This window comes from Cytobacillus sp. FSL K6-0265, from assembly GCF_038003465.1.
GTDB classification, from domain to species: Bacteria; Bacillota; Bacilli; order Bacillales; family Cytobacillaceae; genus Cytobacillus; species Cytobacillus stercorigallinarum.
The window spans coordinates 4,096,021-4,119,426 of record NZ_JBBOPE010000001.1; the positions used below are offsets into that span (position 1 = coordinate 4,096,021).

At 38.1% G+C, this 23,406-nt stretch carries 21 protein-coding genes; 2 read left to right on the plus strand and 19 right to left on the minus strand.

Annotation, left to right across the window (positions count from 1 at the left end; all coding sequences use genetic code 11):
- Positions 1 to 14 precede the first annotated feature (14 nt).
- From MHH73_RS20730 to MHH73_RS20745, 4 genes are all read right to left on the minus strand, one after another.
- The gene (locus MHH73_RS20730) at positions 15 to 260 is read right to left on the minus strand and encodes a hypothetical protein (protein WP_191816163.1); all 246 of its coding nucleotides are present in this window, start codon (positions 258 to 260) and stop codon (positions 15 to 17) included.
- A 558-nt stretch (positions 261 to 818) separates the two neighbouring features.
- Entirely contained in the window at positions 819 to 4,745 is a 3,927-nt protein-coding gene (locus MHH73_RS20735) for a S8 family serine peptidase (RefSeq protein WP_341069180.1), read from the minus strand.
- A 633-nt stretch (positions 4,746 to 5,378) separates the two neighbouring features.
- Positions 5,379 to 5,789, minus strand: a complete 411-nt coding sequence (locus tag MHH73_RS20740) for a single-stranded DNA-binding protein (RefSeq protein ID WP_318245509.1) — start codon at positions 5,787 to 5,789, stop codon at positions 5,379 to 5,381.
- 184 nt (positions 5,790 to 5,973) lie between these two features.
- Entirely contained in the window at positions 5,974 to 6,444 is a 471-nt protein-coding gene (locus MHH73_RS20745) for a DUF7878 domain-containing protein (protein ID WP_341069183.1), read from the minus strand.
- Positions 6,445 to 6,626: 182 nt separating this feature from the next.
- Between MHH73_RS20745 and MHH73_RS20750 the strand changes: the two genes are divergently transcribed.
- Entirely contained in the window at positions 6,627 to 7,058 is a 432-nt protein-coding gene (locus tag MHH73_RS20750) for a YwpF-like family protein (protein WP_191816169.1), read from the plus strand.
- A gap of 90 nt (positions 7,059 to 7,148) precedes the next feature.
- Here the strand turns inward: MHH73_RS20750 and MHH73_RS20755 are convergent, their stop codons facing one another.
- From MHH73_RS20755 to spoIIID, 7 genes are all read right to left on the minus strand, one after another.
- On the minus strand, positions 7,149 to 7,421 hold the full coding sequence (locus MHH73_RS20755) for a hypothetical protein (RefSeq protein ID WP_191816171.1): 273 nt from the start codon (positions 7,419 to 7,421) through the stop codon (positions 7,149 to 7,151).
- A gap of 181 nt (positions 7,422 to 7,602) precedes the next feature.
- Positions 7,603 to 8,025: a 3-hydroxyacyl-ACP dehydratase FabZ gene (gene fabZ / locus MHH73_RS20760; RefSeq protein ID WP_095371618.1), complete on the minus strand. Its 423-nt coding sequence runs from the start codon at positions 8,023 to 8,025 to the stop codon at positions 7,603 to 7,605.
- Between the two features lie 112 nt (positions 8,026 to 8,137).
- Positions 8,138 to 8,419, minus strand: a complete 282-nt coding sequence (locus MHH73_RS20765; RefSeq protein ID WP_191816173.1) for a DNA-directed RNA polymerase subunit beta — start codon at positions 8,417 to 8,419, stop codon at positions 8,138 to 8,140.
- A gap of 14 nt (positions 8,420 to 8,433) precedes the next feature.
- Complete coding sequence (locus MHH73_RS20770) at positions 8,434 to 9,270, minus strand: flagellar hook-basal body protein (RefSeq protein WP_341069187.1); 837 nt, start codon at positions 9,268 to 9,270, stop codon at positions 8,434 to 8,436.
- Between the two features lie 29 nt (positions 9,271 to 9,299).
- Positions 9,300 to 10,115, minus strand: a complete 816-nt coding sequence (locus tag MHH73_RS20775) for a flagellar hook-basal body protein (RefSeq protein WP_341069190.1) — start codon at positions 10,113 to 10,115, stop codon at positions 9,300 to 9,302.
- Positions 10,116 to 10,262: 147 nt separating this feature from the next.
- Positions 10,263 to 11,264, minus strand: coding sequence for a rod shape-determining protein (locus tag MHH73_RS20780; protein ID WP_191816179.1), 1,002 nt, complete (start codon positions 11,262 to 11,264; stop codon positions 10,263 to 10,265).
- Positions 11,265 to 11,701: 437 nt separating this feature from the next.
- Complete coding sequence (spoIIID, locus tag MHH73_RS20785; protein WP_095371613.1) at positions 11,702 to 11,974, minus strand: sporulation transcriptional regulator SpoIIID; 273 nt, start codon at positions 11,972 to 11,974, stop codon at positions 11,702 to 11,704.
- A 638-nt stretch (positions 11,975 to 12,612) separates the two neighbouring features.
- Between spoIIID and MHH73_RS20790 the strand changes: the two genes are divergently transcribed.
- The gene (locus MHH73_RS20790; RefSeq protein ID WP_191816181.1) at positions 12,613 to 13,269 is read left to right on the plus strand and encodes a LysM peptidoglycan-binding domain-containing protein; all 657 of its coding nucleotides are present in this window, start codon (positions 12,613 to 12,615) and stop codon (positions 13,267 to 13,269) included.
- A gap of 78 nt (positions 13,270 to 13,347) precedes the next feature.
- Here the strand turns inward: MHH73_RS20790 and MHH73_RS20795 are convergent, their stop codons facing one another.
- The 8 genes from MHH73_RS20795 to nuoL form a co-directional block, all read right to left on the minus strand.
- The gene (locus MHH73_RS20795) at positions 13,348 to 14,247 is read right to left on the minus strand and encodes a M23 family metallopeptidase (RefSeq protein WP_191816184.1); all 900 of its coding nucleotides are present in this window, start codon (positions 14,245 to 14,247) and stop codon (positions 13,348 to 13,350) included.
- Positions 14,248 to 14,444: 197 nt separating this feature from the next.
- A complete protein-coding gene (gene spoIID / locus MHH73_RS20800) occupies positions 14,445 to 15,476 on the minus strand; it encodes a stage II sporulation protein D (RefSeq protein ID WP_191816186.1) in 1,032 nt (343 codons plus the stop codon).
- 282 nt (positions 15,477 to 15,758) lie between these two features.
- The gene (gene murA / locus MHH73_RS20805) at positions 15,759 to 17,075 is read right to left on the minus strand and encodes a UDP-N-acetylglucosamine 1-carboxyvinyltransferase (protein ID WP_191816188.1); all 1,317 of its coding nucleotides are present in this window, start codon (positions 17,073 to 17,075) and stop codon (positions 15,759 to 15,761) included.
- 33 nt (positions 17,076 to 17,108) lie between these two features.
- Positions 17,109 to 17,858, minus strand: a complete 750-nt coding sequence (locus MHH73_RS20810) for a YwmB family TATA-box binding protein (protein ID WP_191816190.1) — start codon at positions 17,856 to 17,858, stop codon at positions 17,109 to 17,111.
- Positions 17,859 to 18,078: 220 nt separating this feature from the next.
- Positions 18,079 to 18,315, minus strand: a complete 237-nt coding sequence (locus MHH73_RS20815) for a DUF1146 family protein (RefSeq protein ID WP_191816415.1) — start codon at positions 18,313 to 18,315, stop codon at positions 18,079 to 18,081.
- A 207-nt stretch (positions 18,316 to 18,522) separates the two neighbouring features.
- Complete coding sequence (nuoN, locus tag MHH73_RS20820; protein ID WP_191816192.1) at positions 18,523 to 20,022, minus strand: NADH-quinone oxidoreductase subunit NuoN; 1,500 nt, start codon at positions 20,020 to 20,022, stop codon at positions 18,523 to 18,525.
- 7 nt (positions 20,023 to 20,029) lie between these two features.
- On the minus strand, positions 20,030 to 21,523 hold the full coding sequence (locus MHH73_RS20825; protein ID WP_341069199.1) for a complex I subunit 4 family protein: 1,494 nt from the start codon (positions 21,521 to 21,523) through the stop codon (positions 20,030 to 20,032).
- Positions 21,523 to 23,388, minus strand: a complete 1,866-nt coding sequence (gene nuoL, locus MHH73_RS20830; protein WP_341069202.1) for an NADH-quinone oxidoreductase subunit L — start codon at positions 23,386 to 23,388, stop codon at positions 21,523 to 21,525. Before nuoL ends, MHH73_RS20825 begins: the two co-directional genes overlap by 1 nt.
- Positions 23,389 to 23,406: the final 18 nt, after the last annotated feature.

Here is a 23,406-nt window from a genome sequence, read left to right on the forward strand (position 1 = left end):
GCAGCTTCTTCTTTTTAAATCTTTAATTCCTGCTTATCTTTCTTTTGATTACATAAGAAGATAACTGCTTCGTTACACATAAATAGCGTGTGCTTCAATAATGGATCATGGATGCGAGTAGTTCGTTGGACGGATGTGTGTTGCTGGAAGGAAATACGGTGGAAATCCTCAGAGGTTGGATTTGAGATTAATTGTAAGGCATCGTAAAAACTAACCGGACATCGTACTTCTTTTCTTTGGTAGACAAGAGGTTCATTCATGACTTCACCCCCTCCCTATAGGCATTTATGACCATTTCGACAAAAATTGCTGAATATCCTTTTGGAAAATGGTTGTTTTTTTACTTTTTTAATCAGATGACTGTTCGCAAAATGTGATGGGGTGTCAGTTATGTTACACTCCCATTTTTATTTTTGCTTCTAAGTGACTTACAACCCTATTTGCGAACCTCTTATTTCTTTCTTGCTTCTAATCCCACTGCCTCTCATTTCCATTTCTATTCTTTACCGTACGTGAAAAAATAAGAGGCAGGACATAACAAAATTGAGCTAACCTCAAAAAGAACAATAAAAAATGATGTCTATAAAACATCATTTGCAAAAAAAGTCCGTTCCATTGCGCTCATGAACACTCGCTTTCCGCGGGGAGGGGCTGAGCCTTCTAAGGCATTGCCTGTGGGGTCTCAGCTTTCCCTCTATTTCCCGCAGGAGTCGAGTGTCTTCCGCTCCATTTCACTATTCTTTTCATATAAGAGTTCAAATCACACAAAAAAAACCGAATGATTAGCTAGAATACTTCTATCTCAACCTCTCACGCTCTTAAAACCCTATGTTACCACCAATCACAGGTTTACCCGGTGTGATTGGATTTGTTGGTAGTGGATTCGGTACTTTAATGCCGCCTCCGCTACCTGGTAGTGTTGGTTTCACATTTCCAGGCTTTTCTGGAGAAATCGGGAATTGGTTGTCTGATCCGTCTCCATCAGGTGCTTCTTCCCCTTCACCTAATTTGTATAATTCAACTGTTTGTACCGTTTTGTTGCCTGCAATGTCAGTTGCCTCGAACGTGAATTCATTCGCTCCATTTTGTAATTCAAGCTCAATATTTTCCACAACATGTTCAAAGCTTCTCATTTCATAAGGTCCTTGGAATTCTTTGAAATAAATCTCATCACCATCTAAATAGAGACGAATTTCATCAAAATTATCGGCTACCCTTACATCTACAACTGGGTTTTCGGCATCATGTTCAATATATTGACTATCTGGTAATCCAAGTACCTCAACCTCTGGTGCGGTTGCATCTACTATAATTGTTCGTTTAAACTGGGCCACATTTCCTACTGCATCAACTGCCTTAATGACAAAAGAAGGTACGCCATCTTCAAAATGAAGGATTGTATCAAAAGTATATTGCTTCTTCTCTTCATCGTAAGTTAGTTCTACTTCTTCATCTCCAATAGTAAATTCACTAATCTCAGATTCGTCAGTAATGGTACCAGTAAATTGAATATCATTTGTATTCAATGTACTTAAAGCTTCAGGAGTCGTTAAACGAACAGTTGGTGCCTTTTGATCGGCAGGTTTCACTTCTAGCTCCTTCGTTGTAACATTGCCTGCATAGTCAAAGGCTTGTACTGTTACAGTCGAACCAACCTCTAATGCTTCTGAGAATGTATATTCCTTTGTATCTCCTGCAAGCGGTGTGTCTAATACAGACTCACCATCTACTAAAATATCAAGATAAGATACGCCAGAACCTTTTTCATGATCTGATGCATGAATCGTTAGCTTTTTATTTCCTTCAGTCACTTTGAATGCCAATTCTGGTGCCACTGTATCAATGATAACCGGAATTTTTACTGACTGCCATTCAGCATCAGGGTAGTCAATGACAGATTTAATTTCATAATAATACTTACCATCTTCAGCAAGTTTATTTTTGACTTTTCCATCCCATTTCCATGCTGAGTTAATTTTGTAATAACTACCTTGACCACCATCATAATAGTCTTTTCTAAGGTCATTGTCTGTTCTCAGCTTGCGCAATTGCTTACCATCTTCATCTAATACATTAAATACCACTTGATGGGCATTTCTCAAAAACGATAGGGCAGGAATGATGGCATCTTGCACACCATCTCCGTTTGGAGAAATCGCTACTTTGTCCGCTTTATATGCGTCAGCTATTGGATCATAGCCAAGATAATAGTAACTGTCGCCAGATTCATAAACAGCACCACCCATACCATAGAAGGATGATTCATCATACTTTAATCCATCTAAAATTGGGGATTGATCCCATTCACCTTTGAAGCCTACATATGGAACAGAAAGTTGTGGATGAGTATCTGCTGAATCAGTTAATGTCACATAACCCTCCACAAAATAACCGTTCGGGAATACTTCATCAATATCAACTGGTGTTGTCCAATTACCCGTTTGACTCGGTTCAACTACTTGTGCATCACTTACATCTGCTTGAACGGTAAACGTCACTGTTTCTCCTGCAGGAACAGTAATTTCAGCCGATTCTTGACCATCAACAGTAACCTCAACATTTAATAATTCTTGTGCTTCAAGTTCATTTGGATACCAGCCTAATTCTCCGTATGCAGCAAAGTCCGTTTGGATATTTGCAGCTGCGTCATAAGTGACGTCTTCATCACTAAAGTTTTCTGCTTGCAATGTGAACTCAAAAGTATCCTCAACTTCTTTTAAAGCCACCTTCGCCTCATCCGTTTCTACTTCTGTTACAACAACTGGTGTAGAAAGAGCTGAGTGCAATTGCATGATGCCCGACCCTTGTCTACGAGGTGAATAAGGAACATCCCACTCAAGTGACTCATTGACAAAACCTTGATCATCGATTGGTTGAGATGTGTTCATCATGATATTTTTCGCTGTATATACACGATCATACCCTGTTAAATCGAAGTCAGCATCTACTCTTTGTAGAACGAGTGCTGCACCACCGGACACATGTGGAGCTGCCATGGATGTACCACTCATCATACCGTATTGGCCATTTTCTAATGTCGAGTAAATTTGCCCACCTGGCGCCGTTATTTCAGGCTTAAAGTCTAAATTTGGTGTCACTCCCCATGAAGTGAAAGCACTCATCTTACCTGCTTCAGGGTTTGGAGCTGTTGTTTTTTCACCAGTAAACGTAAAAGTTACTTCTTCCCCGGCACGAAGCGCTTCGACAATGGGGTCTCCATTCACTTTTGGCATAAATAATTGCGGAATGGTAATAGACGGATCTGACTGCATATTGACAAAACCATCTGTATTATTATAGATAATTACACCTACAGCACCTGCCGCTTGTGCATTTATCGCCTTATCAACGAATGACAATTCACCTCGTTGAATCATTGCATATTTCCCTGCAACTTCTGTTAATTGCTCAGGGTATCCAAGTCCGCCATCCGCAACATCAAACGTTTTTGTGTCGATATCATTAGGGTGCTTGTCACCAGATGAAAGAAATGGGGCATCCAACTCTTCGCCATTTATATTCACCTTAATGGCATCAAGGTCCATAAATGAATTCTCAGAAGATGCCACTTGTAATGAATCTGTGTATACTCCTGGCGAACCAACTACACCAAAGTCCGGATTTTCAGCCGATGGATTGGCAAAGCCATTACCAAAATGAGCAGAGTTACCAGCTGAAATAGACATAAGGACGCCATTATCAACCGCTCGCTCAATCGCTTTATATTCTGCAGATTCTGGCGAAACAAAACCTGCTGTAGATCCAAGACTCATATTTAATACGTCCGCTCCTAAAATAATCGCATCATCAATGGCTTTTACATAAATATCTCCATATGTAGAACCGAATTCAGGATCGTTACCAAATACTTTCAAACCGAGAATTTGCGCTTCTGGTGCAATTCCTTTAATTCCACCATCTTCTTCATCTCCGTTTGCGCCTACTGTCCCTGATACATGCATACCATGCATATTTGCACCTTCAGCTACATCACCGATTATTTCGTCTTCATCCATATAATTGTAAGCATATGGTACCTTTTCAGTATAATAGCTTCCCGGTAGGTCATTATCTGCTTTCATTCTATTAACCTTAGATTCTGTTAAATCGACTTCCGTCTCATCTGATAAAATCATATCTTGATGGTCTGGATCGATACCTGTATCAATGACACCGACAACCATACCATTGCCTTTGTAACCATATTCTCTCCAAGCCTCTTGAGCTTGTACCAATTCTTTACTGTAAACCATGTCAGGTTTTTCTTCTGGGCGTTCATACTCATTCACTATTTCAACAGAGGATACATTTTTTACTTCTTTAATTTTCTCAATATCCCCATACATTACATCTGCACTAAATCCATTCACAACTGTTGTGAAACTTTCATGTTCAACAAGTTTCACTTTATTCTCTTTAACTTTTTGCTTCACCGCTTTTTGTTCTGCTAGTCTCTCGTTTGTCAGTTTCTTCTTAGTTGCTGCGGGCAGTTCTTTAAATGTTTTTTTTGTTTTCTGCGCGTATGCAATGGTCGGCTCACTATCCATTTCGACGATTACACGAACAATATCAGATTTTTTATATTGTTCCTCTGCATCCGTTTTTTCTATTTTTTGTAGATTGAGCTGATTTTCTTTCCCTTTAGTATTTTCTACCTTCTTCTCAGGTACTGCTGCTGACACTGATCCAGAGAAAATAAGTAAAAAGGCCATTAATACGACAAGAATCCTGCTTTTTCTCAACATTTAACTCCCCCTCTGTAAATAAAATTCAGAATTTTTTGTTTCTCTATTAAATTAACATAAGGAAAAATTTAGTTTTAGAGTACTAAAGTACTGATTTATGCTAATTAGCCTAGTAAAATATAATTATTTTATAATTCGAAATATTATTTATAAATGAACCCTTCACATGCACCCACTCTTCTCGTCTCTCAACATCAAAAAATGGGCCATAACAAGGCATAAGGAAACAAAGAATTGTCTACAGACATAGTTCTATTCTGCTAAGTCTTTTGCAATGCACTCTTTTTTCTCCTATTGTTCCTTTTGCGACGATGCTTAAAGAATGGGATTCTCTATGCACTTGCTTTGTTATTTTGTTTGCACTCCCACACCTACTTTTGAATATCCTATAAACGACACCATTTTCTTTCTTACTAATACTCTTACTTACAAAAAAAACAGTGCGATAAGCACTGCTTCAATTTGGGGATAATATGAGGATGTTCGTTGATTCTTTCTAATAGAAGGTAATAAGGGGATAAAAGTAAATTGAGGTTCCTTTAAGCTCTTTTTCTTCCTCTATCATAGGATTCTTTTAATAGACATTCTAATTGTGCAAGTCTACTCTCCATCTCACTCATTCGGTGGTTTGCATTACCAAGCATTCTGATAAGATTCTCTATGAGTGTTTCCATCACTTTTTGTTCTTGAGTCAACTGAATTCATCTCCTCCCTTTGTTGTTTTTCTTTCTTGCGATTATCGAGGAAACGCACTTGCTCGACGATCACTTCCATCACATATTTTCTTTTCCCATCCTTTTCATATGATCTTGATTGTAATCTGCCAGCAACACTTATAAGTGACCCTTTCGTACAATACTGAACGAGATTTTCCGCAGATTTATGCCAAAGTGTACATTGAATAAAATCAGTTTCTATCTCTCCATTTTGATTGCGAAATTGCCGATTGACAGCAACCGTAATATTTGCCACTGACCTTCCATCTGATAGAAGTCTTAAATCTGGCTCTTTCGTCAATCTGCCAACAATGCCGACTTGATTCATCATCATCCTCCTTTCTGACACTAGGTTAATATAGCTCGTATCACTTGTAAAAAAGCGGAAAGATCATTTTCATTTTCGTTAGGCTTTCAAAACTGCGGATAGCCGGTCAGAATTTAAATTTTCCAATAAAAATCTGCCAAAAAATTCGCCTTTCCAACATAGGGAAGATATATTTCGACAAATTTCAACATTGTTCTCTATAAGGAATATGACGCATAAATGGACTGATTTTAATATCAAAATAACGTTCTATATCGTTTTTTAAAGTTCTTTCTAATAAGCTTAGCTCGTTTACAAGATATTGATGGGCAAAAACATTATAAACTTCAGCTTCAGGCCAGATAGTGACCAATCGTGCAAGCTGATGAAAAGGAATCATTTCCAAAATTGCTCCTTCATCATACTCAATTGAAAAATATCGAAATGGCGCTTGTTGATTTTTCAACAATTTCTTTCGCCATCTCGCCAATGCTTTATAAAATTCAAAGGCCGGTAAATCTGCTTGGAAATATAATTGATGGTTAATCTTTATTGTAAAAAAAATATCTATCGATAGAATTTTTGCCGTATCACGTTTATGCCTTGTTGTTATTTCATTGGGAGAGCATGTGAATTGGTATGTAAAATGCAAGGTATTGGTCTGATATTGTTCCAACTTTTATCGCCTTCGATCTTTTTTTCCTTAAGCATACAATATTACTTTTTATTTGTGTGAATTCGATCAAAAAAAGGGGCAAATTCTCTATAACTTACCTTTTGTAAGATATTTTCGTTTTGTATATCTTCTATGATATAATTTAGACAACTCAGTTAACTTTTGAGAAAGGGAGGGTTCGCATGAAGACATTTAAGCTAGTTTCCATGCAGGTTTGGGATGAGGATGAGTTAGTAGATGTCGAATTGGAGGACGGACTCATTATTAATAAAGAGGATGAGAATAGTCGGTGGCTACTCGAAGCCTTTATTGATAAAAAGTACTTTTCCTTCTTTTCCAATCTCCGCAAAAAAGAAATCGACGTGCCGCTACAAGTAGTAATTACGAAAAAAGATAATGATCCAGCACATTTCATAACTAAAATTGCATCCATTAATGAATTTGAAGAACATATGAGTGTCCTTTTCTTAGGGAGAATTCGTCACAAAAGAAATGAATTCGCAGAGATATTACTTAGTGATCTCGTTTCTAAAGGGTTAAGTGGCGAAAAATTGCTTACAGAATTTAAAGGGCAAATGAAAAGGGCCCAAAGATTAACAAGTAATAAAAAATAAGCAATGCTTTCTCAGCGGATCTCCATCCGATTTTTTGAGATAAACTTCAATGAGGCTCCGATTGATGCAATCGGAACCTCACTTTTTTATTTACATATTATCTTTGTTTTCTTCGTCCGCAGGGGCATCTTCATTTAAATTTTCATCTGTATTATTGTCATCTTCAAGCATACCATCATCATCATTGTTTAGATCGTCTTGATCGTTATTATTAACGTCATTTCCGTCCTCTAATTCTGCTGGCTCTTCAATATTATCATTATCTTCTGGCGGTGGATCTTGCTCATCGTTTGCTCCACAACCAACAAGCATTGTCGCCGCTAAAGCAGATGCAGACAATAATTTTAACAGCTTTGTATTCATGGGTATTACTCCCTTCCAATTTTAAAAATTTGACCTCTATTGCGGTCTTTTGTTATCGTTCCCGAAAACCTGAACAAAATTGCAAATTGAATGATGTAAAATTTTCCTCGATTTAAGTGACTTGTCATACATATAAAAAAAAGTAATGCCCTATATTAAGCGGGCATTACTTCTTTTCATGTTATTTCAATGCAAACATCATTTCTGTTTCGCAAACAAGCTCACCATCGACGGTTGCTACGCCTTTTCCTTTACCAATCGGTCCTTTTACACGGGTCATTTCGACTTCTAATCGTAGCTGATCGCCTGGTTTCACTTGCTTTTTAAATCGACATTTATCAATTCCAGTGAAGAAAGCGAGCTTTCCTTTATTTTCTTCTTTCTTCAGCATTGCCACACCGCCTACTTGTGCTAATGCTTCCACAATTAAAACACCAGGCATAACAGGGTAATCAGGAAAATGACCATTAAAAAACTCTTCATTTGCCGTCACATTTTTAATCCCAATAGCCCTTTGACCTTCTTCTACTTCAAGAATTTTATCTACTAATAAAAAAGGATAACGATGAGGAATAATTTCTTTTATTTCATTAATATCAAGCATTTTAGTACCTCCTACTAATAATAGGTATAATATTAATTATTATTGTACTAGAAAAAAAGCTAAATGCAAAGACAAAACAAAAAGGAGGCATAAAAAATGCGCTCCTCGTTCTTCAGTTCTCTTTATTAACCAAATCAATCATATGCATCCACGTTTCTTTTTTAAAGATATCGGTTGCTTGGCCATCACCAAGCACACTATACCCGAACGTTGCACCTGCGATGATACAAATGACAAGTAAAACTAGCACAATAATAATTCGTAGCCAGATCGGTATAAGTCGCACTCTAATTCGGTTCACTGTGGTTTTTTCTTCACCTGTAGTAGTTGAATTATGTTGTGCTTTTTGTTTAGTTATTCTTGTTGACGAATCTTGCTCGTTATTAAGTGACATCGTTTTCTTCCCCTTTAACGAATTCCATTAATGAGGCCCATCATTTGATCAGCCATCGTTATTGAACGTGATTGAAATTGGTATGAACGTTGTGTATTCATTAAGTCGGTCATTTCCTTTGAAAGGTCGACATTGGATTGTTCCAAGACACCTTGTGACAGTGAAATATCGCCACTAAACTGCCCAGCTAAATCAGTATAAATTTCAATGCCATCCATTTCAGCCTCTGCAGGCAAGCTTAACATATTTTCACCGATTTGTGTTAAATATTGTGGTTTATGGACGACCGTAATCCCTAGATTTACCGTTTCAGTGCCTCCATTAGCAGTTTGCCCCTGGAGTCTGCCTTGTTCCAATAATGTAAACTGGCTTACGTCTGACGAAAAAGTAATGGGTTCATTATTCTGTCCTAAAACGGCATCACCATTCCCGGTGACAAGCATCACTTCATTATTCCCTGACGGCGTAAGATTAAAAGAGCCGTCTCTTGTATAACGGATTTCAGCACCGTTTTCGGTTTGTTGCAGAATGCGAAAGTATTGACCTTCTCCTGTTAAAGCGAAGTCTAGAGCACGATCAGTTGATTTTAGGCTACCTTGTGTGCTCACTAGCTTAGCTTGGGCAAGTTTAGCCCCTACACCTTGTCTAACGCCTTCTGGAGTCATTCTCTGTACGCCCATTAGTTCTTCAGCGGGTTGATTATTAAATTGTTGTACGAGAAGTTCACCAAATGACGCTTCTCTTCTTTTAAAACCTGTAGTATCGACATTCGCCATATTATTGGCGTGTATGTCCATTTGCTTTTGTAATTGTGATAAGGTGTTTGTTGCTGTAATCATTACACGGTTCATTTTATCGCCTCCTTATAACTTCCTAGTTGTTATCCAAGACGGCCAACTTCGTTTACTGCCTTTTCCATACTGCGGTCGTATGCTTGTAACACTTTTTGGTTGGCTTCAAAAGTACGATAGCTTGCCATCATATCTGTCATCGTTCTTGAGGTATCAACATTGGAACGTTCTAAGAAGCCTTGTTGGATACGAAAAGCTGCATTACCGTAACCATTTTGCAAAGCAGTATTATCTTCCGTAGCAAAGAGTCCATTTCCTTGTTTTAGAAGATTTTCTGTTGTTTCCGCATACGCTACACCGATTCGTGTTGTATTTCCAGATGTATCTGTTACATACCCTTCATCATTAACGGTAAATGATTCACTACCCGGTTGGATTCTATTCCCGTTTTGATCTAAGACGTATAGGCCACTTGCTGAAGTCAAATAACCTTGGCTATCTAATGTAAAATTACCATTGCGCGTATATTTTGTATTCCCATCTTCACCGGCAACTGTAAAAAATAATGCACTACCGTCCGGGAGATTACCATTTTCAAGCGATAAGTCTGTAGCAAGACCTGTTTGATTTAAATCCCCCTGCGTATATAAAGGAATTGCTTCTTGCAAATACACGCCCGTACTAATACTTCCGACTGTTTCGTTAACTGGTAAACGAAAACCATTTTCTGTAGGAATGCTTTGACTATCTATTCTTTGCAGTAACATATCACTGAAACTGCTAATTGCTGTTTGATCTGCTTTAAAACCAGGTGTATTTGCGTTAGCCATATTGTTAGCTAGCATTTCCGTTCTTCTTTGCTGCGTTAACATACCTGATGCTGCAGTATAAAACCCTCTAAACATATCGGTCACTCCCGTATATCATCGTTTCCCTTTTATATCGGCAAGAGAGTACGATTAATTAGCATTATTTACTTAGAGGAGAATGCATGGCTCTTCAACGAAAAGGCTGGCCTATAGGAGAATCATTAGGTCAGCCTTACTTTTGTGTTAACTTAATTTTTTTCGTGGTAAACGATCAATGTTATCAAGCATGATTCCAGTTCCAATTGCAACACAGTCCATCGGATTTTCAGCAATAAGAACAGGTACTTTTAATTCTTCAGCAAGAAGCATATCGATACCATGAAGCAATGCTCCCCCACCAGTAAGAATAACGCCACGATCAATGATATCTGCTGAAAGTTCAGGCGGTGTTCTCTCTAAAACGCTTTTTGCAGCTTGGACAATCACGTCTACAGGCTCTTTTAAAGCTTGTTCGATTTCTTTCGAGTGAACAGTAATTGTGCGAGGCAGTCCAGAAACCATATCACGTCCGCGAATTTCCATGCTCTCATTTCTGGAGCCCGGGAATACCGTTGCAATAGAAGTTTTAATATCTTCAGCCGTACGCTCACCAATTAGTAGCTTATACTCTTTTTTAATGTATTGAAGAATTTCATTGTCGAATTTATCTCCGGCCATTTTAATTGAAGAAGACGTAACAATATCCCCCATAGATAAAACAGCTACATCCGTTGTTCCTCCACCAATATCTACGACCATATTACCGCTTGGTTGGAAAATATCCATTCCCGCACCAATAGCAGCCACTTTCGGCTCTTCTTCTAAATAGACCTTCTTACCGCCACTTTTTTCTGCTGCTTCTTTAATCGCCTTTTGCTCAACGCTTGTTACATTGGTAGGACAACAAATAAGAATACGCGGTTTAGATAAAAAGCCTTTCACATTTAACTTGTTAATAAAGTGTTTAAGCATCGCTTCAGTTACATCAAAGTCAGCAATCACACCATCTTTTAGCGGGCGAATAGCAATAATATTACCAGGCGTTCTCCCCACCATACGGCGAGCCTCTTCCCCAACAGCAAGTACTCTATTCGTGTTTTTATCAATGGCTACAACAGAAGGTTCATTTAAAACGATCCCTCTTCCTTTTACATGTATCAGTACATTCGCCGTACCTAAGTCAATTCCAATATCTCTTGCAAACATTGTTCCTAACTTCCTCCTCGCAACTAAATCTTCTTCTCATTTTTGCAGTTCAAATGGCTCTATAGGCATATAAAATGCCTTTGTGTTTTTTTGCTTATGTAAGCAATCTATCATTGATTTTTCGTTTCCGCACGAATATTTCCCCATACAAAAGCCTTTCTCAAGCAATCTGAGAAAAGAGAAGTTTATGTATATTCTAGGGCTTCTACGTTAACAAAAGCACATACCAAGTTCATTATATCCTAGTTAATTATTTTAGCACATCTCACGCAGAATAAATAACTATTTGTCAAAATATATTGTGACTTTTTAAGGAGAAATTGTCGAATTTGTTGATTATTGGGATAAAAGTTGGGGATTACACTTTGAAGTAATAAAGAAGGGATGGTTATACGGGCAGATGTTGTACCTTATCCTCCCTCTGCCCGCTTCACACATTATTTGATGGGTTCTTCTTCAAGCTCTTCTTTCTTATACTTTAACTTTGTTGCTTCTCCCCCTCGCAGATGACGAATGGACTTATGATAATCTAATATTTCTTTTACTTCATTAGCAAGGTCAGGATTTATTTCAGGCAATCTTTCTGTCAGATCTTTATGGACTGTACTTTTGGATACGCCAAACTCCTTCGCAATTACGCGAACCGTTTTTCTCGTCTCCACGATATACTTTCCAATCTTGATTGTTCTCTCTTTGATGTAATCGTGCACACTACTCGCCCTCCCTAAATTGGATGTGAGAAGTGTGAAATGAGACTCGTTTTTAACTTTGTCTTATAGTGTGTGTTTTACTAGTTGTTAAAAGAATAGCAGGTAAACCTGCCGAGCAGTGGCTAACATATCCTAGAGATTATACAGCTGTTACTAAACAAACGACCCCTCACCTCAAACATTCTCTTTGTAAGGTTTGTAACAGTTTATTAGCTTGGATTAAAATATATGCACAAAAAACACAAGTAGGACAAGTAACTGTATGATTTTTTCATTTTCAGCTCTCTTTTTTAACAAGTAATTCTCTATATAACAAGATTATTATTTAATACCCGCGACAAATGACTTATACAGGGGTTATTAGACCTATTTATAATTGCTTATTTTTCGACAAATTCCGCAAACTCCAATACTCCGTTTTATACAAAAAAGTATTTTTTTAGTTCTAATCACTCAATTAACTGTATTTCAATAACCAACGAAGAGTGATAAAAGTCTATAAATAAATCTAATGACCTAATTCTTTATAATGAACAAGAGATTCTTTATTCCTATTGTTGTTTAATCCTTCTCTGACTTACACTAAAAATCAAGCAAATAGATAAAACATGGTTATTCCAATTAAAGGGTGATTTATTTTGACAGTGTTAAAGCCACGGAGACAGAGAATTTTTGAAGCAAGAAAAAGAAGAATGAAAATAAGAAGAATGAAATTAACAGGCATCTTGGCTGCTACAGTCATTATTCTTGCTGTCATTTTCAGCTTAAATGAGCAATCATCAGAAGCCTCTACTTATAAAGTCGAAAAAAATGACACACTCTATCGTATTGCAAAAAAACATAATCTTTCTGTCGAAGAATTAAAAATACATAACCAACTTGTAGATAATTATATAACTGTAGGACAAACATTAGACATTCCATACCCTACAGATTATCAAGGTTTATCAGGTGAACCATTTATACATATTGTCGCTCCTAGTGAAACATTATGGAGCATTGCCAGTAGATACGGCTTAAGTGTTGAAGAATTAAAATCTCTCAACAACCTTAAAGAGAATCATATTTACGCTTTTCAGCCATTAACTATCATTGATGAAATGTATACATCACAAGCTAAACTAATTGGGGCTGCAGATGATCGTGTGCTCGAATTCCAAGATGATGATGAGTTTTTCACTTTACTTGCACCGTTACAGTCTGCTTCTAGACTTCAAGCATTTACTGGACAAGATTTATTTATTACTTATAAAAGAAATTCATTACTATCAATCCATTCTATGCAAACCCCATAACAATAAAAAGGGAAATATTCATGAATGAATATTTCCCGAGAAATGTCGAAACTTTTCTATTTTTGTCTCAACTATTATTTATGATTCTTGTGAATCTGAAGACGTATCTGCGTCTGTTTCACCTTCATTACTTGCACCATCATCTTCTGATTGATCTTCATCACTTGGGGCAGTATCTTCTGATTGGTCTCCATCACTTGGCGCAGCATCTGATTCATCATTAGAACTTTCAGTTGAACCATCTTGTGCTGCATCTTCAGTAGGTGCTTTTTCTTCAGCTATTTCTGCTTTTTCCAATTGACTTAACGTTTTACCAACAAACTCCTCTGGGTTTACAGCTACACCATCTTTACGGATTTCAAAGTGTACATGCTCTCCAGCTTCTTGGTTAATTTGGCTTTGTCCAGATTGAGCAATTGTATCTCCTTGCTCCACTACACTACCTTCTTTTACTTTCATATCAGTAATGGATTGGTAGCGTGTCACAATCCCTTCAGCATGCTGAATTTCAATGACATTTCCTAGTGTTGCATCTTCTTCCACCTTAGTAACTGTTCCACTTAATGCCGAACGAACTTCGAATGATTTTCCATCTTTCATAACAATGTCAATACCTGCATTTGGTTGATATGTGTTATTGTAGAATACTAATGCTTCTTCTTGAGCCGCTTCCTCACCATGCACATCATAGAATTTAGTTTGGATCACTGCTCCGTCCGCATTTTCTACAGGTAACACAAAATTCTCCATTGCATTATTCACTTCTACTGCATCCTCATTACCTTTGCCAGAAAGATCTGTCTCACCGTAATCGAATCCATCTGTGTCTGAAGCATTTTCATTGCCGTTTTGGAACCATAGAACGCCACTAAGTATGAGTGCTGCACTCGCGATGTAAATTGCTGGATAAGCCCAACGTTTCTTCATAAACTTTTTAAAACTAGAATCTTGAGAAGTCTTTTTTTCTTCCTCTCTCATTTTTCATCACCTCTGGCATCAGTTTGAACAGATTCCAGAAGATATATACATCATCTAAAAAATTTTTTGGATTTATTTTTTACTAACTGGGTTTATATATACATGTTTTATCAAAATAATTAAATTCTGAATACTTTGATGCGCTATTATCTACAAATAGAAAACAAACAGCTCCGAATGAAGCTGTTTGTTTTAACTTACTTTTGTGCAGTTAATTTTGCCACCATCGTATCAGATTCACTGATTTCGATTCCTTTATAATAATAAGAAACGATTTCTTTATATGATTTGCCTTCCTTCGCCATCCCGTTTGCACCATACTGACTCATGCCAACCCCATGCCCATACCCTTTTGTTTGTATATTAATCTGATCACCATTTCTCGTCAGGGTAAAGTCAGTTGATTGCAACCCTAATTTCATTCTGATATCGGTTCCTTTTATTATGGTTCCATTAATATCCACTTTCCCTATTCGATTACCATCTGTTTTTTCAACAATTTTAGCAACTGTTTGACCCGAAGGTACTTTCACATTTAACTTTTTTTCAAATTCAGATACAGGCATAGAGATTTGATCATCGAATTTTGGTGTATCAATGTCCCAGGGACTTTTGACACTTTTTAAATACGGAGTGGCATTCGCCCAAACGTTTTCTGCATTTTCCGTGTAGCCATTACTTGTAGAGAAGAACGCTGCCGTTATAGGATTACCGTCATAGGTAAGAATTTGCCCACTTGTTTCTTGAACTGCTTGCGTAATTTTCTCGATTTTCCAATCATAATCGGACTTCCATATTTTTTTGAGCTCTTCTTTGTTTTTAAAAACTTGATCATCAGTGGAATCTGTAATCATTGCGCCTTCTGGTAACGACCCCTTATCTGCCATTAGATGCTGCATTGTATATGTTCGCGCTGCAAGTGCTTGGGCCTTCAACGCTTCTAGCTCAAACTCCGCAGGCATCTCAGAAGCAACAACCCCAATAAGATAGTCTTCAAAGGCAAATGTTTCCACTTTTTTGGCATTGGTTCGATAAACCGCCACATCAACTGCAGGTTCCATCGAGGTGAAAGATGTTGCCTCCTCCTTCTTCTTTTCCGCAGTCACAGACTCTCGATTCTCTTGCTTTTCATCATTTCCAAAAGGAAGAACTACTAGTAAGGCTGGGATAATTAATACAAGTGTAAAGAGTAGTGCTGATAGTACGATGAATGGTTTGAATTTTGTCATATGCTAGCCTCCATCAAGATTCACGTCTCATTCAATCATATGGTCGAAATAGAGCCATTATGACAAAATCCCAATATTGAATTTTCTCTAGTAAAGAGTGTAATGGTAGAGATAGAGAAACGAGGAAAATATGGAGTGGGTGTTATAGCGAAGGTGAATTTCACATTAATTAGGTGGGTGAATCCTTGTCCTTATTTCCCACACCATGTATTGCTTTGTACATTTTCAAACTAAACCAAAAAAACCACCAATCTCCAAAAGAGATTAGTGGTTCAGCCATTTTTATGCATTTAAATCAGTAATGATGGTTTGTTCAGTTGTAGACATATCTTCTTCTGCTTCAGTCACACGTTCAATGTCTGCACCTAAGCTCGCTAGTTTCTTATGGAAATCGACATAGCCACGATCAAGATGTTTTAATTCTGTTACGCGTGTTATGCCATCTGCTACAAGTCCTGTTAAGATGAGAGCAGCTGCAGCACGTAAATCCGTTGCGGCAACTTCTGCACCTTGCAGGTTGGATGGTCCTTCCATAATAACAGAGCGTCCTTCGATTTTCACATCTGCATTCATGCGACGGAATTCTTCCACATGCATGAAGCGATTTTCAAATACAGTCTCCGTAATCACACTTGTGCCCTTGGCATGAAGCAATAGTGCCATCATTTGAGATTGCATATCTGTTGGAAAACCTGGGTGAGGCATCGTTTTGATATCTACAGCTTTAAGCTCTGACGGGCCGATGACGCGAACGCCTTCTTCCTCTTCGATAAACTGAACGCCCATTTCTTCCATTTTTGCAATTAAAGATGTTGCATGTTCTGGTACAGCACCTTTGACAAGGACATCGCCGCCTGTAATGGCTGCTGCAACCATAAATGTACCTGCTTCAATTCGGTCTGGGATGATATGATGCTCAGCACCAAATAATACATCCACACCTTCAATACGAATCGTACCTGTTCCAGCACCACGAACTTTTGCACCCATTTTATTCAGGAAGTTCGCAAGGTCCACAATTTCTGGCTCTTTTGCGACATTTTCAAGGATTGTTGTACCCTTTGCTAATGTTGCAGCCATCATAATATTTTCTGTTGCGCCTACGCTAGGAAAATCAAGATATATTTTCGCACCATGTAATCTTCCTTCTGGTGCTTCTGCTTCAATAAATCCATTGCCGACTTTAACGGTTGCACCCATTGCTTCAAAACCCTTTAAATGTTGATCTATCGGGCGTGAACCAATCGCACAGCCACCTGGCAGTGCTACTCTTGCTCTTCCATTTCTCGCTAATAGTGAACCCATGACTAAAACAGATGCACGCATTTTTCGAACATATTCAAATGGTGCTTCTACTTTTAACTCTCTAGATGCATCAACAGTTACTGTATTGTTATCAAACCCCACTTCGGCGTTTAAAAAACGTAATACTTCATTAATTGTATATACATCGGAGAGAGTTGGGACATCACGAATTACGCTTTTTCCATCACTTGCTAACAATGTTGCAGCGATTACCGGCAAAACAGCATTTTTTGCGCCTTCTACTTTGACTGTGCCACTTAACCGATTTCCGCCGCGGACGATGATTTTTTCCAAAGTGTATTCCCCTCCGCGTCCATTTTCTCTATATTAATATTCAATCGTTATGATGGGTGTGCCGATAACAATAGTTGTCTTAGCGCCCAACCCTTCTTTTCTTAAGCCAATTTGTAAATTCATATCTTTGCCATCCGTTGTAACAGACTCTTTGAACATGGGTGAGTATGCCGATGTCGAGATAAATTGTTCTTCTTCTAACGCTTCTATTTCTTTCGCATTAAATGTAGACAATAATCCATTCATTTGTTCAAGCATAGACTCCCTCATATTACCATCATAATGACCAATGATACAAGAGAAAATATTGGGTTTTTTAGTAAAAATGTCAGACATCTGACTTTTCATATATTCCCCGATACTTTCCTGGATACTGCCTTTGTAGCCAGCACCTTTCGCCTCATAAATGACATACGTTTGTACATTGTCTTTTGTGTCGGTTGAAAGTATTTTTATCGTTTCAGTCAGATCATTTTTTTTAAGCGTACCGATGACTTCATATCTTTCTTGAGATTCCTTTGTCACAGACCAATTCCAGTCTGTAAAACTCTTTTTCATGTCTTCAGTATATGCTTTTACTTCAGCAAAGGTTTGTAAGTTTTCCAAGTTTTCCCTTGCATGAACTGACCATTCTTGAATCAAAATATTCTCGTCCTGTACAGTTTGAGCGATTTGTAATAGTGAAAGCTCTTCTATAGATGCTGCATCCGAATGATTGCCGAAAATAATCCAAACTAACCCGACAATTCCCATTATAGAAAATATAAATGAATACTTCTTCATTTAAACTCCCTCCCTTATTACCATTGTTACCAAAGGAGAGAACGGCATACTTGGGAATTATCGTCACATTTTGACATCCACTAATTGAGTGAAGATTAAATCAAATCATATGTATAGTTGTAGGAAAATTAATAGCAACATCATGCATTGTACTCAAACTTTAAACAAATGAAAACATGTACGAAGACCTATATTTGAGGACTATTTTTTGACAAAATGATTATTGCAAAATAAATGGAAGTTGTTGAGACCAAAGAAGATAATCAAGCACAAAATTACCGACAATCGATCCTAGTGCAATCGACAACATTACATATAATACCCTTGCTTGCAAAACATGATTTGCCTTGATCCACGTATCAATTTTAATCGCTTGCAAAGCATACCAAGCTACGGCAATAAATATTAAATGTACAATAATACTTACCAATGCCTGTTGGCCAAATCCAGAGATCACATGACCCACTCCTTCAATCAAAAACTACACCATTTATTTTAACTCAAATCGCCTTCAGAAAGATAGCATACACCCTCTTAACAATTGACGTTTTTGTTTCACTTTTCGTTTCACATAAATTTATTTTTCCAAAATTTACTTTACTATGAGCCCTTTGCTCTCCAAAAATAAAAAAGAAGAAGGATCTCCCTTCTTCTATACCCGTTTCTACTGTAAGAAATCATAAAATGATAAAAAATTTTGATGGAGGAAATCATAAGCTAATTGTGGAAAAACCCCAAGTAATACGGTCATCAGCACGCAAATACTAATGATAACACCATTCATCTTCTTTCCACTCATTTGAAAAGTACGATTCGCTTCTCGGAAAAAGGCGTAAATAATCAACTTAAAATAATATATATAAGATATCACCGTAGTGGCGATTAATATGGCAGCTAATAGATAATGTGTCGGTTCTGTGCTTAATGCACCGAGAAAAATATTCAGCTTGCCGATAAACCCTGATGTTCCTGGTATCCCCGCTAACCCTAGCATTGTAAGTGCGAGGGCAACAGCTAAAAGAGGAGCACGTTTGGAAAGCCCAGACAATTGCTTTACCTCTTCAATATTCATTAATTGTAATAAGGAAAAAACAGCGATTGTCATAAATAAATAGGCGGTTAAATAAAACCAAATCGTCTCTACCATAAAGGCAGAGAAGGCTGTTACCGCAACTAATAAATAACCAGCATGCGCAACGCTTGAATAGGCAAGCATCCGCTTAATCTTCGTTTGCCTTAGTGCCACTATATTTCCCCATATCATTGTCACTGCAGCAAGAACAGCTAAAAAGCTTTGCAGCGCCATTAATAAAGAGGAATTGTTACTCACATCAGGAATATGATAAAAAACCGTGATGAACATTCGAATGATTAAAATAAACCCTGCTGCTTTTGAAATAATACTCAAGAAAGCGGTAACTGGTATCGGGGCTCCTTCATAAACATCTGGCGTCCACATATGAAAAGGTGCCGCAGCGATTTTAAATGATAACCCAACTAAAATCATCAGAAAAGCAAGTGCTAATAAAAATAGATGCTGAGTATTCGTTAACTCTTGAAGCCTTTCAGCCATTTCTAAAAGATTGGTGGTCCCAGCAACCCCATATAAATAACTCATGCCGAACAAGGTAATAGCTGTGGCAATTCCACCATTAATAACATATTTCATTGCTGACTCGTTTGAAGGGAGATGCTTCTTTCTTATCCCCACTAATATATAGGATGATAAGGTCATCAGCTCTAAACCTACAAAAAGAGTAATTAAATCACCACTGGATGACATAATCATCGCGCCAAGTAATGCCACTAAAAATAAATAGAAAAACTCTCCCCTGAACTCCGTTAATTTTTCTTTCGGTTCATATGAGATAGCTAACAACAATACAAAGCCGGCTGCAACTAGTAACACCAACTTAAAAGCAATCGCAAAAGAATCTAAACGGAAGGTGTCATAGAGGATTGCAAAAGGTGTGTCCCCTATGAGTGTAAGTAAAAAGACTATAGCTGCAACGATACTCGCTACACTAAGCCAACCAAGCCATTTCCGATGAAAAGACCTCGGTAGGAATAAATCTAAAAGAGATAATAGCGTAGCGGTACCAAGAATAATGAATTCTGGACCCATCGCATGCCAACTAAATGATAATAACGTATCAAGATCCATTCTTACTTCACCCCCCTAATCCAATGATGATTGATTTTAAAGTTGAACTGAGAATATCCGGATAAACACCAATACCAACAATACATAAAAGCAAAATAATCGCTGGCCAAATTTCGAATGCCGTCATATCTCTTACCATTTTTGCCTTCTCTTGTTGGCCAAAAGTTATCCCAAGCACTGCTCGTAATATATATACCGCCGTCAAGATAATGCCTAAACAGGCGATTACGGCAATCACTGGCCATTCTTGAAATAGACCTAGAAAAGCGAGAAACTCTGCGACAAACCCTGACATACCGGGTAAACCTAATGAAGCGAGACCTGCTACTAACAAAAAGCCTGACGCGATTGGCATCGTTTTCGCTAAGCCATTTAAATCAGCCATGGAAGTAGATTGATATCTCTCGTAAAAGATGCCGATAAGATAGAAGAACAAGGCGGCAATTAAACCATGCGAGACCACTTGAAACATCGCTCCTTGTATCCCCGCTTCATTTAAGGCAGCCAAACCGATCAGCACAATACCCATATGCGAAATCGATGAGTAAGCTAAAATCTTTCTCAGTTCTTGTTGGGATAATGCTAAGAATGCCCCATAAAGCAAGTTGATTACACCGAGTATCGCCAGCCATAATGTGAGCGACTCAAACTGCTTAGGGAAGAAGCCTAAACCAAAATGGATGAGACCATAGGCGCCAATTTTCAACAGTACACCCGCATGAAGCATAACAATGGCTGCTGGCGCTTCAGAATGAACTTTAACCATCCAGCTGTGAAACGGCCAAATAGGAAGCTTAATACCAAAGGCAATGAATAAGGCAATTAGCAAACCTGTTTTCACTTTTGACGAAAAAACCGTTCCGTCATCCGCACTTAAAATGGACATTAAGGCATCGATATTTGCTGTACCTGTTTTGGCAAACAATACCATGATGACAACTAAAAGAATCGCTGATCCCATCCCGTTATAAATGAGCAATGAGAAGGCTGTACGTTCTTTTTCATATAACCCCCATTTACCTATTAAAAAGAAGGTTGCCACTAATGTCACTTCAAAAAAGATAAAGAATAAAATTAAGTTCTCAGCAGCAAACACCCCGAGCATGCCGACTTCTAATAATAGAAACAGCATGTAATACCCTTTCCACCCTGCTTTGATCTGAAAGGAAGCAAACGCGGCTAACGTTGAGAGTAAGGCAGTTAATAACAAAAGGATAAGAGAAAAACCATCTACTCCTAATTCATAATCAATACTGTATAATTTGCCAAAGACTTCGGGATTACCAAATTGCATCCAACTTAATTTCCCAGAGTAACTCACTAACTCTACACCCATCTTAGAAGAGATAATTAAGTAGATTGATAGAAAAAGAGAAGGAAGGGTACTAAGGATCGCGACTGTTTTAATCGTTTTTTCCTTCGTTTTTGCAACAAGTGTTAATAATAAGACACCAAGAAGGGGCGCAAATACAATAATGGTCAATATAAACGGAAATCCCACTAGAAGCCACCTCCTGTCAATGCAAACACGACGATCAGAATAGCTAACCCAATAAAAGCAACCGTTCCATATAATTGAGTCTGCCCATTTTGAAACTTTGAACCGATTATGCTTAACTGTCTCATTGTGATGGTTACGAGAGAAATGAGTCCTTCAATCAAATAAACCTCCACGAAATGTAGTATTTGACTAACGAAGCGGCTACCTTTAACAAAGATATACTGATAAACTTCATCGATATAATATTTATTTATTACAAGCTGATACGTATAAGGAGCTCTTGATGTAAACCAATCCCGGGAAAGAACTTTCTTACTATACATCAACCAAGCAAGCAAGATACCTAAGAATGTTACCACCGTCGCTACAACCATCACCCAAAGCGGACCATCGAGATGACTATGCACATTTGCAGCGATCCCCGTTGTTAACCAATCTCCTAAAAATGTTCCGAACCAAGGGGTTTGGATATAGCCAGCAACAATCGCTAACAAAGCAAGGACAAGCATGGGAACGGTCATCCAATTGGATGATTCTTTTACCGCTGATTGCTCTTTCTTTTCTTCTCCACCGAATACTAAGAAGAATAAGCGAAACATATAAAATGCTGTAAAGAAAGCAGCGATGATTGCAAGTGTGAATAATAAATAGTGACCACTCACCCAGGCAGACACTAAGATTTCTTCTTTACTAAAAAAACCTGATAATAAAGGCACTCCACTAATCGCCATTGTCCCAATTAGAAAGAGCGGTGCAGTCCACTTCATCTTCTTCCATAAGCCACCCATTTTCTCAATATCCTGCGTATGAACAGCATGGATAACACTACCAGCAGCTAAAAACAATAGTGCTTTAAAAAAGGCGTGTGTTGTTAAATGGAATACACCTGCCACGTAACCTCCCACACCTAATGCAAGCATCATATAACCTAGCTGACTTACAGTAGAATACGCTAAAGCTCTTTTAATATCTCTTTGCGTCATCCCAATCGTTGCAGCAAAAATGGCGGTAAAACCACCAACAATGGCAATGGTAAGCATGGCCACCTCACTAAAGGCGAATAACGGATAAAGCGCTGCGACCAGGTAAACACCAGCTGCTACCATTGTGGCCGCATGAATTAATGCGGATACAGGCGTGGGTCCTTCCATCGCATCAGGTAACCACGAATGCATCGGGAACTGACCAGACTTCCCAACGGCTCCGATAAAGATCAGAATAGCTGTTAAGGTAGCCATCGTTTCTGATAGATCCCCCGCTGAGATAACAGCAAAAATCTCATCATATTCAAAGCTCCCTACTTGCCAAAAGAGCAGAATCATGCCAATGAGAAGGCCGACATCACCAATTCGCGTCATGATAAATGCTTTCTTGGCAGCTGCCTTTGCCTCTTCTTTATAAAAATAAAAACCGATCAATAGAAATGAGCCGACACCCACGAGCTCCCAGAATATATATGTTTGTAATAGATTCGGAGAAAGAACAAGTCCAAGCATCGCAAAGGTGAACAGACCTAAGTAGGCGAAAAATACTGTTATGCGCTCATCTCCTTCCATATATGCCTTTGAATACATATGTACGAGGAAGCTAACGAGCGAGACAATGACAAGCATAAGTGCATTTAATTGATTGACCTCAAAACCTGCCGTTAATTGCGTTTCCCCTATGGTTAGCCATGTGAACTCTACCTTTACATTTTCCTGCGTGAAACGCGCAAATAAAACCAGCAAAGCACATATAAAACTAACCAAGGAAAGAATTACTGCGAAATCAATTTGCCCTCTCCGCCACTTCCTTCCAAAAATAAGAAGCACTAAGAAGGAGAAAAGCGGAAAAAGCGGTATGATCCATGCAATCTCCATCATTTCTTCATGTCCCCTTTT

Bases quoted from the DNA above. Each gene is read 5' to 3' on its own strand.
- MHH73_RS20730 (WP_191816163.1), bottom strand. From the start codon at position 260: ATGAATGAACCTCTTGTCTACCAAAGAAAAGAAGTACGATGTCCGGTT.
- MHH73_RS20735 (WP_341069180.1), bottom strand. From the start codon at position 4,745: ATGTTGAGAAAAAGCAGGATTCTTGTCGTATTAATGGCCTTTTTACTT.
- MHH73_RS20765 (WP_191816173.1), bottom strand. From the start codon at position 8,419: ATGTCACTTAATAACGAGCAAGATTCGTCAACAAGAATAACTAAACAA.
- spoIID (WP_191816186.1), bottom strand. From the start codon at position 15,476: ATGACAAAATTCAAACCATTCATCGTACTATCAGCACTACTCTTTACA.
- MHH73_RS20750 (WP_191816169.1), top strand. From the start codon at position 6,627: ATGAAGACATTTAAGCTAGTTTCCATGCAGGTTTGGGATGAGGATGAG.
- MHH73_RS20770 (WP_341069187.1), bottom strand. From the start codon at position 9,270: ATGAACCGTGTAATGATTACAGCAACAAACACCTTATCACAATTACAA.
- MHH73_RS20780 (WP_191816179.1), bottom strand. From the start codon at position 11,264: ATGTTTGCAAGAGATATTGGAATTGACTTAGGTACGGCGAATGTACTG.
- nuoL (WP_341069202.1), bottom strand. From the start codon at position 23,388: ATGATGGAGATTGCATGGATCATACCGCTTTTTCCGCTTTTCTCCTTC.
- nuoN (WP_191816192.1), bottom strand. From the start codon at position 20,022: ATGGATCTTGATACGTTATTATCATTTAGTTGGCATGCGATGGGTCCA.
- MHH73_RS20755 (WP_191816171.1), bottom strand. From the start codon at position 7,421: ATGAATACAAAGCTGTTAAAATTATTGTCTGCATCTGCTTTAGCGGCG.
- MHH73_RS20775 (WP_341069190.1), bottom strand. From the start codon at position 10,115: ATGTTTAGAGGGTTTTATACTGCAGCATCAGGTATGTTAACGCAGCAA.
- fabZ (WP_095371618.1), bottom strand. From the start codon at position 8,025: ATGCTTGATATTAATGAAATAAAAGAAATTATTCCTCATCGTTATCCT.
- MHH73_RS20795 (WP_191816184.1), bottom strand. From the start codon at position 14,247: ATGAGAGAGGAAGAAAAAAAGACTTCTCAAGATTCTAGTTTTAAAAAG.
- MHH73_RS20740 (WP_318245509.1), bottom strand. From the start codon at position 5,789: ATGAATCAAGTCGGCATTGTTGGCAGATTGACGAAAGAGCCAGATTTA.
- MHH73_RS20810 (WP_191816190.1), bottom strand. From the start codon at position 17,858: ATGAAGAAGTATTCATTTATATTTTCTATAATGGGAATTGTCGGGTTA.